At 65.5% G+C, this 14664-nt stretch carries 14 protein-coding genes, 1 tRNA gene and 1 pseudogene; 6 read left to right on the top strand and 10 right to left on the bottom strand.

The window, feature by feature from the left end; translation table 11 throughout:
* Positions 1-132 precede the first annotated feature (132 nt).
* The 4 genes and pseudogenes from ilvN to HALRU_RS12665 all read right to left on the bottom strand — a co-directional run.
* A pseudogene (gene ilvN / locus HALRU_RS12680) lies at positions 133-792 on the bottom strand (acetolactate synthase small subunit); the annotation flags it as partial.
* On the bottom strand, positions 789-2678 hold the full coding sequence (ilvB, locus tag HALRU_RS12675; RefSeq protein ID WP_015301787.1) for a biosynthetic-type acetolactate synthase large subunit: 1890 nt from the start codon (positions 2676-2678) through the stop codon (positions 789-791). The pseudogene ilvN and the gene ilvB, both read right to left, overlap by 4 nt.
* 440 nt (positions 2679-3118) lie before the next feature.
* Entirely contained in the window at positions 3119-4327 is a 1209-nt protein-coding gene (locus tag HALRU_RS12670; RefSeq protein ID WP_148680532.1) for a LeuA family protein, read from the bottom strand.
* A 331-nt stretch (positions 4328-4658) separates the two neighbouring features.
* Positions 4659-4732, bottom strand: a tRNA-Val gene (locus HALRU_RS12665).
* A gap of 224 nt (positions 4733-4956) precedes the next feature.
* On the opposite strand from HALRU_RS12665, the gene HALRU_RS12660 reads away from it, so the two are divergent.
* Together HALRU_RS12660 and HALRU_RS12655 are read left to right on the top strand one after the other, a co-directional pair.
* Entirely contained in the window at positions 4957-6897 is a 1941-nt protein-coding gene (locus tag HALRU_RS12660) for an ABC transporter ATP-binding protein (RefSeq protein ID WP_015301786.1), read from the top strand.
* Positions 6898-7112: 215 nt separating this feature from the next.
* Positions 7113-7736 carry a YIP1 family protein gene (locus HALRU_RS12655; RefSeq protein WP_015301785.1) on the top strand — a complete coding sequence of 208 codons (624 nt, stop codon included), beginning with the start codon at positions 7113-7115 and terminating at the stop codon, positions 7734-7736.
* Here the strand turns inward: HALRU_RS12655 and HALRU_RS12650 are convergent, their stop codons facing one another.
* Positions 7737-8081: a DUF5789 family protein gene (locus HALRU_RS12650; protein WP_015301784.1), complete on the bottom strand. Its 345-nt coding sequence runs from the start codon at positions 8079-8081 to the stop codon at positions 7737-7739.
* A 146-nt stretch (positions 8082-8227) separates the two neighbouring features.
* On the opposite strand from HALRU_RS12650, the gene HALRU_RS12645 reads away from it, so the two are divergent.
* Positions 8228-8968, top strand: a complete 741-nt coding sequence (locus tag HALRU_RS12645) for a creatininase family protein (protein ID WP_015301783.1) — start codon at positions 8228-8230, stop codon at positions 8966-8968.
* Positions 8969-8990: 22 nt separating this feature from the next.
* Here the strand turns inward: HALRU_RS12645 and HALRU_RS12640 are convergent, their stop codons facing one another.
* Positions 8991-9395 carry a DUF5790 family protein gene (locus HALRU_RS12640; protein WP_015301782.1) on the bottom strand — a complete coding sequence of 135 codons (405 nt, stop codon included), beginning with the start codon at positions 9393-9395 and terminating at the stop codon, positions 8991-8993.
* A gap of 148 nt (positions 9396-9543) precedes the next feature.
* Positions 9544-9960, bottom strand: coding sequence for a dihydroneopterin aldolase family protein (locus tag HALRU_RS12635; RefSeq protein WP_015301781.1), 417 nt, complete (start codon positions 9958-9960; stop codon positions 9544-9546).
* A gap of 152 nt (positions 9961-10112) precedes the next feature.
* Here HALRU_RS12635 and azf point away from each other — a divergent pair, with 152 nt between their 5' ends.
* Positions 10113-10874: an NAD-dependent glucose-6-phosphate dehydrogenase Azf gene (azf, locus tag HALRU_RS12630; RefSeq protein WP_015301780.1), complete on the top strand. Its 762-nt coding sequence runs from the start codon at positions 10113-10115 to the stop codon at positions 10872-10874.
* Between the two features lie 3 nt (positions 10875-10877).
* Here azf and HALRU_RS12625 read toward each other — a convergent pair whose 3' ends face one another.
* The 3 genes from HALRU_RS12625 to HALRU_RS12615 form a co-directional block, all read right to left on the bottom strand.
* Positions 10878-11126: a hypothetical protein gene (locus HALRU_RS12625; RefSeq protein WP_015301779.1), complete on the bottom strand. Its 249-nt coding sequence runs from the start codon at positions 11124-11126 to the stop codon at positions 10878-10880.
* A 179-nt stretch (positions 11127-11305) separates the two neighbouring features.
* Positions 11306-11926, bottom strand: coding sequence for a DUF309 domain-containing protein (locus tag HALRU_RS12620; RefSeq protein WP_015301778.1), 621 nt, complete (start codon positions 11924-11926; stop codon positions 11306-11308).
* A gap of 128 nt (positions 11927-12054) precedes the next feature.
* Positions 12055-12549, bottom strand: coding sequence for a TRAM domain-containing protein (locus tag HALRU_RS12615; protein ID WP_015301777.1), 495 nt, complete (start codon positions 12547-12549; stop codon positions 12055-12057).
* 179 nt (positions 12550-12728) lie between these two features.
* Between HALRU_RS12615 and HALRU_RS12610 the strand changes: the two genes are divergently transcribed.
* Entirely contained in the window at positions 12729-13520 is a 792-nt protein-coding gene (locus tag HALRU_RS12610) for an electron transfer flavoprotein subunit beta/FixA family protein (RefSeq protein ID WP_015301776.1), read from the top strand.
* Entirely contained in the window at positions 13517-14473 is a 957-nt protein-coding gene (locus HALRU_RS12605; protein ID WP_015301775.1) for an electron transfer flavoprotein subunit alpha/FixB family protein, read from the top strand. The genes HALRU_RS12610 and HALRU_RS12605 overlap by 4 nt, the downstream gene beginning before the upstream one ends.
* Positions 14474-14664: the final 191 nt, after the last annotated feature.

Here is a 14664-nt window from a genome sequence, read left to right as displayed (position 1 = left end):
TCGGCCTGTCCGTTCCGTCGTCGCGGTTCTCGGGCTGTCTCCGCCCGCGTCGGTCGGTCCGTTTCCCTCGCTTTGTCTCTCACCGCTCGCAGTGTCTCTGCTCGCTTGATCCGAGGCCTCCCGCCGGGCGGCCTCGCACCCCGGGGCGGGCGCTTCGCCGGGCGTCGTCGGCACGTCGCCGCGGGCGAGCGCGGTCTGACCCGTGCGGGCGATCTCGACGATGCCGAACTGCCGGTAGGCGTCGATCGCGGCGTCGACTCGCGACTCGTCGCCGGTGAGTTCGACGGTGATCGTCTGCGGGTCGGCGGCGATCGTCTCGCCGTCGTACATCTCGGTGATCGCGTGGACCCGTTCGGGCTCGTCGCCGCGGACCTTGACGAGGACCAGCTCGCGAGAGACGGTCTCCCCGGCTATTTCGCCCGCGGCGATGACGACGGGGAGCTTCCGGAGCTGTTTTTTGAGCTGGTCGACCCCGGGATCGGTCTCCTCGACGACCATCGTGATCCGGGCGTGGCCCGCGACGGTCGTCGGCCCGACGGTCAGGCTCTCGATGTTGAACTGTCGGCGCGAGACCAGGCCGGACACCCGCGCGAGCACGCCCGGTTCGTGTTCGACTAGGGCGGAGACGACCGCTCGTCGCCGATCGTGTTCGGCTTCGACGACCGGGTCGATTCGAATCCCGTCCGTGGTTCGGCGCGATTCGGGATGCGGTCGGTCCGACGGGGCCGGGCCGGGGGGTCCGTCGTTCCGCTCGTGCCCGTCGCTTCGAGGTTGGGCACCCTCGTCGCTCATAGGTGCTCCTCCGAGAGCGCGAATTGGCCGTTCGCGCCGCCGCTCGGCACCATCGGCAGCACGTTTGCTTCCGGGTCGACGTGGCAGTCGATCACGGCGGGGCCGTCGTCGTCGAGCGCCGCTTCGACGGTGTCGGCCACCTCGGCGGGATCGTCGACGCGGAAGCCGCGTGCACCGAAGGCCTCGGCGAGCGTATCGAACGCCGGCACCCAGTCGTACTCCGAGGCCATCCGCCGTCCCTCGAAGAAGGCGTCCTGCCACTGGCGAACCATGCCGATGTGCTCGTTGTTGAGCACCACGACCGTGATGTCCAGCTGCTCGCGCACGGCGACGGACAGCTCCTGCATCGTCATGAGGAACGAGCCGTCGCCCTCGAAACAGACGACGGTACGGTCGTTCCCACCCGCTTCGTCCGCGGCGAGTCGCGCCCCGATGGCCGCCGGAAGTCCGTACCCCATCGCACCGAGTCCGTGCGACGAGACCCAGGTGCGCGGCTCGGCGAACGTCCAGAACTGGGCGGCCCACATCTGGTGCTGGCCGACGCCGGTGGTCACGATCGTGTCGTCGGCCGTCGCCGCATCGAACGCCTCCACGACGAACTGCGGTTTCAACGGCCCGTCGTCGGTCGTGGCGTAGGTCAGCGGATACGTCTCCGTCCACTCCGCACACTGCGTACGCCAATCGGCAGCCGCCGGCGGCGACTCGACCGCCGCCGATAACTGTTCGATGACGGCGCCCGCGTCGCCGATCAGCGGATAATCGGCGTGGACGTTCTTGCTGATCTCGGCCGGATCGATGTCGACGTGGATCACCTCGGCCTCGGGCGCGAACGTGTCGATCCCGCCGGTCAGCCGGTCGTCGAACCGGGTCCCCACGGCGATCAGGCAGTCGGTGTGCGTGATCGCCATGTTCGCGTAGCCGGTGCCGTGCATGCCGGCGAACGATAGCGACAGGTCGTCGTCCTCCGGGAACGAACCCAGGCCTGGCATCGTCGTCGTCACCGGAATCCCGTTCGCGCGCGCGAACGCCGTCGCGACGTCGCTCGCATCCGCCGCGACGACACCACCGCCGAACAGGCACACCGGGCGGTCGGCCGACTCGATCGCGCGCGCCGCTTCGTCGACGGCCGACGGAGCTGCCTGGGGTCGTGAATCGGCTTCCTCCTCTGCCCCTGATCCGGTCTCCGTGGCCGATGCGCGCTCGTCGGCTCCACGGCCCGATTCAGCCGCTTCATCGAGCGTAACGTCCTTCGGCAGGTCGACCAGCGTCGGACCGTGTCGACCGGATTGCGCCCTCGTGTAGGCCTCCTCGACGGTCGAACCGACCGTCGTCGCGTCGGTCGCGAACGCGTTGTACTTCGTGATCGGTCGGGTGACGCCGATCGTGTCGGTCTCCTGGAACGCGTCGTTGCCGACGAGGTCGGTCGGGACCTGTCCCGTCAGGGCGACCATCGCGTCGGAATCCATGTCCGCGTCGGCGATGCCGGTGACGAGGTTGGTCGCGCCCGGTCCCGAGGTCGCCAGGCAGACGCCCGGTTTCCCCGCGACGAGGCCGTACGCGTCGGCTGCGTGGGCGGCCGCTTGCTCGTGGGCCATCGTCACGTGCCGGACCGACGACCCTGCGAGTGCGTCGTACACCGGCATGATCGCCCCGCCCTGTATGCCGAAGGCCAACTCGACGCCGCTCGCTTCGAGTGCGCGGGCGACGGCGTCAGCGCCGGTCGTGGCATCCCCCGTTTCGTCCGCGGTGTCGTCAGTTGCGGGTTCGCCCAGTTCGGTAGTTGTCTCGTCTCCGGTTGTCGTTGCGTCCGGCGACGAGCCTGGTGCTGTGCCTCGATCTGCTGTGTCGTCTGTGTGTTCTCGATACGTCGTCTTCGTGTCGGTCATGTGGGCATACTGTCAGTCGCTGCTGCAGGACAATTCGAACGCGAGCCTCGTCGGCACTGGTCGGTGCGAGCGAGGTGCCAGACGGCTGGCTGACGGTCGACGATACGTCCGGTCGGGGAAGAGGGGTGTGTAGGGGACTAGGCCCCTACAATAATCGAACCACCGAGAATTGCAGCGACAGCTCCCGTGACCGCAGCGAAGCCGTGAGCGGGAGCGTTCGGTCGCACTGTACCCGCTGAGTCGACGGCTGATTTTATATATCTGTCGGCGCCTGCAACGATCGCCACAACTCACGTTGTCGGTGTCCACCGACCGCGGACAGTCACCGCTCGGGTGCAACGATCGTCGATGGTGTGCCGCGTCGACCGACCGGCGACGTCGTGCCGACTGTGGAGCGGCCGGCTGGTGGTGGGTGGCGATCACCCGTCTCCGGACGGCCATCAGATGGGTCCCTCGTGAACGCGTCGTCGGTCGGCGTCCACCTCGCGAGCGAACCGCTCGACGACGTCCTGGGGGACGTCGCCCTCGGTTGCGCCGTACGATTTGACCCGATCGACCACCTCGCGCACCTGCTCGTCAGTCGGATCGTATCCGGCCTCTCGCAGGTGCTTGCGGACGCTGTGGGTCCCCGTGTGTTTGCCCAGGACGAACGCTCGTTCGGCGCCGACCATCTCCGGGGTCATCACGCCGGGCTCGAAGGTCGCCGCGTTCTCGATCACGCCCGCGGCGTGGATGCCGCTCTCGTGACTGAACGCGTTCTCGCCGACGACCGGCTTGTTCCGGGGGACGTGGACGTCGCTTCGCTCCTCGACGAGCGAAGAGAGCTCGACGAATCGCGTGGTGTCGACACCGGTGTCGATCCCGTAGACCGACTCGATCGCCATCACGACCTCCTCGGCGGCAGCGTTACCCGCGCGCTCGCCGATGCCGTTGATCGAGACCTGCGCCTGACTCGCGCCGGCTTCGATGCCGGCGACCGCGTTCGCCGTCGCCAGGCCGAAGTCGTCGTGACAGTGCACGTCGATCCTCGCGTCGGCGTGGTCGTCGACGAACGCGACGAGGTCTCGCATTCGCGCGGGTGTGCAGACGCCGACGGTGTCGGGGACGTTGATCCAGTCGGCGCCCGCCGCCGAGGTGGCCGCGACCATTTCGGCCAGGAACGCCGGCTCCGTCCGCGTCGCGTCCATCGGTGAGAACATGCACTCGACACCGGCCGCCGCGACGCGCTCGACTGCGGCAACCGATCGGCGTTTGACGTCCTCTCGCGTCGCGTGCATCGAATCGGCGAGCTGGACGTCCGAGGTCGACGCGAACACGTGGACCATATCCACGCCCGCGTCGAGTGCCGCCTCGACGTCTTCGTCGACGATCCGAGCGAGGCCGGCCACGGTCGCATCACTCGCCTCGGCGATGTCGCGGACCGCCTCGAACTCGGCCCCGGAGTTCACCGGGAACCCCGCCTCGATGACGTGCGTACCCATCTCGTCGAGCACCGCCGCTATCTCGCGTTTATCGTCGTACGTGAACGAGACGCGTGCTGCCTGCTCACCGTCACGAAGCGTCGTATCGAAAATCTGTACGTCGTCTGCGTTGGCTACAGTAGCCGCTTCAGTACCGTCGAAGAACTCGACTCCCCTGCCGGGTGACAGAGGCGCCCTCTGGTGTCGTCATTGCGCTCTCACCGAGCGTATCTGCCATCATAAACCTAGGGGGTCGGCCCAACCTTTGCCGTCGAACGCGACGTACGCAGCACGAACTCGGGCGGATTCGAACGACGCCGTCACCTCGCTCCGCTCGGTGCCGTCTCATTCGAATCGCCCTCGAATCAGAGTTCTGCCGCTTGCGGATTGCTCGCGGCAGAATTATGGGCTCGGGCGGATTCGAACCACGCCGTCACCTCGCTACGCTCGGTGGCGTCTTATTCGAATCCGTCCTCACGTCACGCAGCCGGCGCTCACCAATTGTTCGCGCCGGCAGGAGTGGGCTCGGGCGGATTCGAACCACCGACCTCGGCCTTGTAAAGGCCACGTCATAACCAGCTAGACCACGAGCCCGTAATCAACCGGTGGTGACGCGTTCGAATAACTGTTACCTTCTGTGCCAGGTGGAACGGGACAGTTGCAGGCCAGCAGCGGCGTTCCGTCGCCGGCTGTCGGCGCGTTTGCGTCCGTCGTGTGCGAGCGTCGGTCCGACGATCTGTCGAGAGTGGGCCGGCCGATACCGGAGTATTTCGATTCGAAGGGAATATTTATTGGGCGTGCTCTCGCACGGCGGTGTAATGAGTGTAGAATGGGAAGAAGATGACCCTTTCGAGGAACAACGGGACAAGATCGAGAACCCGATGAAGCGGCTGTTCCGCGAGTACGGGTCTCGATACAGGTTTCAGGCGTTGGTCGGGATCTTCGCGAGTATCTTTGCTCGGTTGCTCGACCTGTTGCCGCCGCTGATGCTCGGCATCGCCATCGACTCGATCTTTCGTGATGGCGGCGCCGCGTCATTCTCCGAACAGATTCCATTGGTTGTTCTCCCCGACGGCCTGTTGCCAGGGACGCAAGAGGGTCAGTTCTGGTTTACGATCGCCGTCCTGATCGGTGCGTTCGGCCTGGGGGCGATCTTCCACTGGGTGCGAAACTGGGGGTTCAACTCCTTCGCACAGAACATCCAGCACGACGTCCGGACGGACACCTACGACAAGATGCAGCGGCTGAACATGGACTTCTTCTCCGACAAGCAGACGGGGGAGATGATGTCCATTCTCTCGAACGACGTCAATCGGCTCGAGCGATTCCTCAACGACGGGATGAACTCCCTGTTCCGGATGTCGGTGATGGTCCTCGGAATCGGCGGCTTGCTGCTGTGGATCAACTGGCAACTGGCGCTCGTCGCGCTGCTCCCGGTGCCGCTGATCGCCGCGTTCACGTACGCGTTCGTCAAGATCATCCAGCCGAAGTACGCCAAGGTCCGCTCGACCGTCGGGAAAGTCAATTCCCGGCTGGAGAACAACCTGGGCGGTATCCAGGTCATCAAGTCAAGCACGACGGAGGACTACGAGTCGGATCGCGTCGACGACGTCTCGATGGGCTACTTCGACGCGAACTGGGACGCGATCGAAACCCGGATCAAGTTCTTCCCCGGTCTCCGGGTCATCGCCGGCGTCGGCTTCGTCATCACGTTCCTCGTCGGTGGCCTGTGGGTGTTCAACGGCACGGCGCCGGGGCCGTTCACCGGCACGCTGACCGAGGGGAACTTCGTCGTCTTCGTCCTCTACACGCAGCGCTTCATCTGGCCCATGGCCCAGTTCGGGCAGATCATCAACATGTACCAGCGTGCTCGTGCGTCCTCCGCGCGGATGTTCGGGTTGATGGACGAACCGAGCCGCGTCGAGGAGAACCCCGGCGCGACGGAACTTGAGGTTACCGAGGGACACGTCGAGTACGATCACGTTTCGTTCGGCTACGGCGACGAGACGATCGTCGAGGACGTCGACTTCGACGTCGAGGGCGGCGAAACCCTCGCGCTGGTCGGCCCGACCGGTGCCGGCAAGTCCACGATCCTGAAGCTCCTGCTGCGGATGTACGACATCGACGATGGCGAGATCCGGATCGACGGCCAGGACCTCCGGGACGTCACCCTCCGGAGCTTGCGGGAGCGGACGGGCTACGTCAGCCAGGACTCGTTCCTGTTCTACGGCTCCGTCGAGGAGAATATCAAGTACGGGACCTTCGACGCGACCCGCGACGAGGTAATCGAGGCCGCGAAGATGGCCGAAGCCCACGACTTCATCGAGAACCTGCCGGAGGGCTACGACACCGAGGTCGGCGAACGCGGCGTCAAGCTCTCGGGCGGCCAGCGCCAGCGCATCTCCATCGCGCGGGCGATCCTCAAAGATCCGGAGATCCTCATCCTCGACGAGGCGACGAGCGACGTCGACACCGAGACGGAGATGCTGATCCAGCGTTCGATCGACAAACTCGCCGCCGACCGGACCACGTTCGCCATCGCCCACCGCCTCTCGACGATCAAAGACGCCGACACCATCGTCGTCCTCGAGGGTGGACAGATCGTCGAACGTGGCACTCACGACGACCTCCTCGACAACGGCGGCCTCTACGCGCACCTCTGGGGCGTCCAGGCCGGTGAGATCGACGAACTCCCCCAGGAGTTCATCGAGCGCGCCCAGCGCCGGACCGCTCGAACGGAGTCGCAGCAAGACGACTGATCGCTACGCGCTCCCTCGGTTCGGCTGATCTGTCGCGGTACTGCCGTTCGAACCGATTTTGCTTCCTGCTACACGGCTCTCCGGAGTGTTACGTCCAGTTGCCGGTTCGGCTGATAGTGGCTTCTCTCGCTTTTCGACCGACCCAGATCCGTTGATCTTCTTAAAATATGGACGAATTACAAAATGCAAATATTCATTGAAAAATCAGGTGGCCTATGGCTCCACGTACTCCCCTTCGTAATCCGAAAGCGTACTTCTCGGCCAACTCCCAACCGTTTGGCACTGGTGTCTCCGTGTTCCTCGTGTACGCGTTCGCCAGTCTCGTCGTCGCGTTCGTCGTCATTCAACACGTGTTCGATCAGATCAGTGGGCTTTCTCCCGAACAAGAACGCGTGCTCAATTCGCTCGTTCCATCGCTCCTCTTCTTCGTGGCTATCGGGTTTCTCATCGCCTGGCTCGTCGTCGCAGCTATCATGCACTTCGGGAGCGGCAGTTCGTCGAACGGCGGCAGTTTTGGCGATGCACTCGGCGTGGCAGGCTGGGCCTACGCTCCTGAACTCCTTTTTCTCGTTCCGCAGGTAGTCTACAGCTGGAACAGAATAAGCGCTCTCGACCTGGACGGGTCCGATCCCGCCCGCCTTTCGAACCGGGCAAACGAACTCGCTACCCAGGCATCGACAGAGCTGGTCCCCATTGCGTGTCTGCTCGTTACCACCGCCTGGAGCGTCTACATCCTCTCTTACGGCGTCTCAGAAACACACGACGTGTCGCTGGACACGGCGATGGTCCCTGCCGTCATCGTCGGTGTCGGATCGATCTTCCTCACACTCGTCGGGTGATTAGAACGACTCCTGTTCTCGCTGGCCGTCCTGCCCCGGCGCGCCCTCGTCCTGACGATCTTCGCCCGGCGCAGGCGGCGTCCGGTCGCTGTAGTTCTTGCGTCCGATCGCCTCGTCGCCGACCATCGTCACGATCGCCTGTTCGACCTCGGCCGCCGATTCGTAGCCATCCTCGTTGAACGGTTCGAGCAGTTCCTGGAACGTCGTCGTCTCCTCGTCCATCTTCACTTCTTCCTCACCGTAAGCCTCCAGCAGTTCGTCCTGGCTCGCGGGATAATCGTGTTCCTCGAGTTTCGTCCCGAGCTCGCCGAGTTCGACACCCTGTTCGCGATTTTCGTCACTCATACCCGGTCCGTTGGGAGACCGCCGGAAACCCCTTCGCCCTGCCAGCGCGTGTGCATCGCCGAGGTCACTCTACACGAGGTTGCCCCGCTGCCTGGGACGCGGGCAGAGACGGTGCTTACAAGACCCGACCATCCGTGAGAGCGGACATGGACCTCGAACGTGCCACGTGGCCGGAGGCGGCCGATCTGGACACCGACCTGGCCGTCCTCCCCGTCGGCAGCACGGAACAGCACGGGCCCCACGCCCCGCTCGGGACGGACACGCTGGCGGCGGCCGCTGTCGCCGAGGCCGGCGTCGAGGCGTTCGACGGCGAGGTCGCGGTCGCCCCGGCGCTCCCCGTCGGGATCGCCGAAGAGCATCGTCACTTCGCCGGGACACTCTGGCTCGAACCCGATACGTTCCGCGACGCCGTCCGCGACTGCGTCCGGAGCCTCGCCCACCACGGGTTCGATCGCGTCGTCGTGGTCAACGGGCACGGCGGAAACGTCGACGCCCTAAACGAAGTCACCGCCGAGATCAGCCGTCACGACGACGCCTACGCCGTCGCGTTCACCTGGTTCGAGGCCGTCGGCGAGCATTCGGCCGAGATGGGCCACGCGGGCCCGCTCGAAACGTCGCTCCTCAGGGCGATCGAACCCGACCTCGTCCGCGAGGACAGGGTGGCGTCGGCCCGTGACGGTGCTGCGGACGGCTGGGGCGAGTGGGTAAGTCACACGAACCTGGCCCACGATTCGGCCGAGTTTACCGAGAACGGCGTCGTCGGCGATCCGACCGACGGCGACGCCGACCGTGGCGAGGAACTGCGAGAACTGGCAGCCGAGTCGCTCGCCCGCCTCCTTACTGCCGTCGACACCCGCGAATTCGATACCCCCTCACCGACACACTAGTGGCTGGGCCTCCCGTCGGAACTCACTCCTCGTCTTCGTCGTCGGCGGATTGGAGGGTACTTCGCAGTCCCGGGATCGTCTGTGTGAGGTCGCCGACCTGGTCGCCGGCCTGTTCGATATCGCCGATCGTCGATTCGAGCGTCTCGATCTCGTCGGCGAGGTCCTCGGCGTCGTCGAACGCGTCGGCGCGCTCGCCCATCGTGTACCACTTCTTGGCGTCACGCAGGTGCTCCTCGGCGTCGCCCGTCTCGAGTGCGGACTTCAACCCGTTCAGGGCGCCGAGGACGTTGTCGGCGTCGGTCTCCCAGATCGATTCGGCGTCCGGCAGGGCGTCGCGGGCGTCGGCGAGCGAGGATTCGACGTCCTCGCGCATCTCGTTCGCCGCCTCGCCGAACAGGTCGTCGTCGGTGAGTGAGGCCTGACTCATACCTGAATGTACGACCTGGCTGGGGTTAAACGATCGCCCGAAAGTGAAAGTGAAAACTGGGGCGTGAGGTGGGCTCTCTCGTCGGTAACTCCGTCCAATGCGTGGTGGTCGAAGTTGCCGCCCCTGGTTCGAAGCTGTCGAGACGCAGTCACCTGCCGTGGTCCGTGTCTCGGCCCTCCTCGCTCGAGACGTCGACCACGCGCATCAGCGGGTAGCCGTCTTCCATCGCCATCTGGGCGGTGACGGTGTGGCCCTCGTAGCCGACGACGATCTCGACGTCGAGGAAGCGGCCGGTCAACTCGGTGTAGTCGGCGCTCGATTCGTCGAGTTCGGCCTGTAGTGCGTCGGTGTCGACCGCGACGGTCACCGACTCACAGTGAGGCTGGTTCTCGATGGCGTCTTCCATCGCGCGGGCGATGCTGTCGACGCTCGCGGGCGAGACCGGCGACCCGGCGAACTGGTGGTACAGCGATCCGAACTTGATCCCGGTCTCGAAGCAGGCGACCTCGCCCGTGGTCGGCTCGGTCGCGTCAGGCTTCTCACCCGACGGTGACGTCTGATTCATGGTTTGTCGATCAGTCCCCGAGCCCATTGGCCGTTCCGGTCGCTGGACATCTCGACGGGCGTCCAGGGCTCGCGTTACGGCTGTTCACTGGCGCTCCCATCGTCGTCCCAGACCGCAAGCTACGTATCTGGGTGGGCCTATCGGTCGAACGAATGGCACAGTCGGTCCTCTTGACCGGGGCGGCGGGTCGCGTGGGTTCGGCGGTCCTGAGCGACCTCGCCGACGAGTACGAATGGCGACTTCTCGATCGGGATCCACCGACCGAGGAGCTGCCGGGCGAGTTCGTCGTCGCCGACATCACCGACGAGGACGCCGTCCGCGAGGCGATGGTGGGAATCGACGCCGTGATCCACCTCGCGGGCGACCCGCGTAAGGAGGCCCCGTGGTCGTCGGTCCTCCCGAACAACATCGACGGTACTCGTGTGGTCTACGAGGCCGCCGTCGAGGCGGGCGTCGACACGGTCGCGTTCGCCTCCTCGAATCACGCCGTCGGCCACTACGAGACCGACGAGCGCACGCCGAGGATGTATCGTGAGGACGATGAATTCCGCCTCGACGGGACGGAACTCCCGCGCCCCGGCAACCTCTACGGCGTCTCGAAGGCTGCCGGCGAACTCCTCGGGCGTTACTACCACGACGAGCACGACCTATCGGTCGCGTGCGTCCGTATCGGCAACCTCACGAAGGGCCACCCGCCGATCGACTACGAGCGCGGCCAGGCGATGTGGCTCTCCTATCGTGACTGTGCGCACCTCTTTCAGCGCTGTATCGAGGCCGACTACGGCTACGAGATCGTCTACGGCATCTCCGACAACGACCGGAAGTACTACTCCATCGAGCGCGCTCGCGAGGTGCTCGGCTACGAGCCACAGGACAACTCCGCGGAGTGGAACGGCGACGAACGAGTCGTGTAATCGTCAGGCGGTCGCACGCCAGTAGTCGACGACGCGATAGCCGAGGTAGAGCGTCGCGTTCAACACGCCGACGAGCGCGAACAGTTCGCCGAGCTGGAACCAAAGCTGTTCGAAGATGCCGAGTTCGGTCAAGCCATACGTGAAGAACGCGCTGATGATACCCCAGACGAGCAGGATGGCGGCGAGGCGTGCGCCGTCTTCGATGTACGCCTGGACCGGGAGTGAGTCAGGAATGGAGGACTGGTCTGTCATCTCACTATGCTCTCCGACCGAGTGGTAAATGTGTTAAGAATGTACGCTAGTCAGACAGATCGGTGGGCTGCTTCCTCGATCGGGCCGAGATCGACTACCGGAACCGAACAGCGCCCGTTCGTCGAACCCAGTCGAGGCTGCCATGAACTGACGTGGACGGACACGTTTCGCCCGGCGACTCACTCGAAGAGTCCAGCCACGTCCTCGACTTCCGATCGCCGACGGTCGACGTGTTGTTCGAGTCGCTGGTAGATGATCGCCCGATTGGCGCCGTCGCCGGCGACGAAATCCTTGAGTAACGCCTGGAACGGCGTTTCAGCCCGTCCGCGATCGATATCGGTTCGCAGGAACTCCCCGGTTCGCTCGATGGGTTCCTCGTCGTAGCCCCACTCCTCGGCGAGGACGTGGGCGGCGACGGCCGTCTCCGCGGGCGCGCAGTCGGCGAGCGTGAGGATCTCGCCTTCGTGGGAGAGCGCGAGCGGTGCCCGTCGCTCGACCAGTTCGGGGTCGGCAGCGAGGTCGGCCAGGAACCGTCGCGCGGCACCCACGTTGCACGCTCGATAGGCCGCGTTCAGTTCGGCAAGGTACTCGCGGGCACTCCCGGCCAGGCCGACGGCACCCTCCCAGTTCCCGCGGTGGGCGTGGTGAACCGCCGCGGTGAACTGGATCAACCCGTGGAGCAACCGCTCGTCGTCGGTTCCGGTCTCGAGATCGAGCCAGTGCGCTTCCCACGCGTCGTGGGCTGCGTGGTAGTGACCGTCGTTGTAGACGGCGATGCCGGCCCGGAGCGGGGCTCGCATGGCTCGGCGTTTGCGGTCCGTGGGGAAAAACGTCGCGGGGCAGGTGGGGTCGCCGGCTGCACCGGTTTCGGGGAACGGATTGGCAGGTGTGTCACCACTCGCGGACGGGGTGTCGCCGCGGCGAGTCCTCAGGAGCCCCAGAAGTTCTCGCGGCTGCCAAGCTGCGGGCGATCGGGGCCGGAGTCCTCGCGTTCGTGGTCGTCCGCGTCTGCGTCTGCGTCTGCATCTCCCTCCTCGTCATCGTCTGCGTCGGCGTCGGATTCGTCGTCGCTCTCGTCTTCGTCGGGGTCGAGCGGCAGGCGTTCGATCTCTTCTGCCCGGGCGTGGTTGCTGTGAACGCGGGAGATCTCGACGCGTGAACGGGCCTTCGGGAGGACACCGTCGACCATCACGATGAAGCCGTCCTCGGTCCGGCCGACGCCGGCGCCGCTCTCGTGCATGTCGACGATGTCGACGACGACCTCCTCGCCGCTCTTGACGGGCTGGGTTTTGAGTTCGCTGATCGGCTGGTTGTAGTGGTTACACCACTCCTTGCCACCCTTGTCGCCGTAGTGCTGACACCCCATGCCAGCGATCCGCTCCGAGAATTGCGGACAGTCGTCGGCGAGTGGACAATCTGCCATACCCGCCGTAGCGCCGGCAGCGTTAAACCGCTTGCGTATCGCCCACTGGGTGTGACTGGGGCGAATCCGTCACGACGGCTGGACTGTGGGCTAGCTGGCTGCGGTTCGACGGATCAACTACCGACGCGACGAAGCCGGTTTCGAAAGCATTTACGGTCCTGCGGTCGGAGTTCGAGGCGATGAAAATCCTCGTAACGGTCGCGGAGGTGGCAACCGTCGACGACGAGTTCGAGATCGACGGTACCGAGATCGCCGACCAGTACCTGAATGCCGATCTGAACGAGTGGGACGACTACGCCATCGAGGAGGCCGTCCAGCTGCAGGAGGGCGGCGTGGCAGACGAAGTCGTCACCGTCACGATCGGCCCCGAAGACGCCGAACAGACGATCCGACAGGCGCTCGCGAAGGGTGCCGACCGGGCCATCCGTGTCTGGGACGAGTCCCTGGAGGGCGTCGACCTGCTCGACGTCCGCGCGAAGACGGAGATCCTGAAGGCCGTCGTCGCCGAAGAGGAACCCGATCTGATCCTCTCGGGCGTCCAGACGGGCGACGACAGCTGGATGGCGACCGGCGTCTCCCTCGCCGAATCGCTCGACTTCCAGTGGTCGGCCGTCGTCAACGACCTCGATCACGACCTCGAGGACGGTACCGCGTCCGTGCGACGCGAACTCGAGGGCGGCGTCGAGGAGCTGAGCGAGGTCGACCTCCCGGCCGTGCTGACGATCCAGACCGGGATCAACGAACCGCGCTACGCGAGCCTGCGCGGCATCCGCCAGGCCCAGCGCAAGCCGCTCGACGCGAAGACGCTCGACGACATCGCCGTCGACGCGGGCGTCGTCGAGGGCAGCCTCGAACTGACGGATATGTACGAACCGGAGTCCGAGAGCGATGCGACGGTCTGGGAGGGAAGTGCCGAGGAAACCGCGGGCGAGTTAGCTGAGATGCTTCGCGAGAAGGGGGTGACGGCATGACGGACGTCCTCGCGATCGCCGATCACCGCCGCGGCGAACTCCGACCGGTGAGCTACGAACTCGCGACGGCGGGGCGCGAACTCGCCGACGAGACGGACGGTGACCTGCACCTGGCCGTCATCAGTGGCGCGGTCGACGAATTCGGCGAGAAACTCGCTCGCGAGGGCGTCGACGTCGTTCACACCGTCTCAGACGGCGAGGAGTTCAACCACGACGTCTACGTCCAGGCGATCGAGCAACTCGTCGACGCGATCGACCCGCAGTACGTCCTCGTTCCCAACAGCGTCAACGGACTCGATTACGCACCGGCGGTCGCCGGGCGCCTCGACCTGTCGATCGTGACCGACGTCGTCGACCTCGCCGTCGACGGCGACTCGTTGATCGCGACGCGCGAGATGTACGGCGGCAAGGTCGAGACGACGACGGAACTCGATGCCGGCACTGCCCTCGCCACGATCCGGGAAGGCGAGTGGCCCGAAGCCGAAGGCACTGGCGACGCCCCGATCGAGGCCTTCGACGCCGAGATCGACGAGGACGCCGTCGGCTCGACGGTCACCGGCTTCGAGGAGGTCGCCGGCGGCGACGTCGACATCAGCGAGGCCGACCTGCTCGTCTCGATCGGCCGCGGGATCGAAGAGGAGGAGAACCTGGATCTGATTCGCGACCTCGCCGACGCACTCGACGCCACGCTCTCGTCGTCGCGACCGATCGTCGACAACGGCTGGCTCCCCGCGAACCGCCAGGTCGGCCAGTCCGGGAAGGTCGTCACACCCGATGTCTACATCGCCATCGGCATCTCCGGCGCCGTCCAGCACGTCGCCGGCATGAAGGGCTCGGACACGATCGTCGCGATCAACACCGACCCCAACGCCCCGATCATGGACATCGCCGACTACGCGATTCACGACGACCTCTTCGACGTCGTGCCGGCGTTGATCGAAGAGTTCCAGTAGGGCGGGATCCGAACGTAGTAAGGATCCCGAAACAGCGAGCGGGGAACGGAGTGACCCGCGAGTCGTGCGGTTCGGAGCGAGCGAGGTCTGAGCGTAGCGAAGACCTCGGTTACGCGAACGGGGAGGAACGACCCGTGAGCGAGCGTGACGAGGCGCCTCGCTCTACTCTCCGCCTCGGAATCGCGAGCGGG

Origin of the sequence: Halovivax ruber XH-70, from assembly GCF_000328525.1 — an archaeon.
Taxonomy (GTDB): domain Archaea; phylum Halobacteriota; class Halobacteria; order Halobacteriales; family Natrialbaceae; genus Halovivax; species Halovivax ruber.
This window is presented reverse-complemented; position numbering and strand designations above follow the sequence as displayed.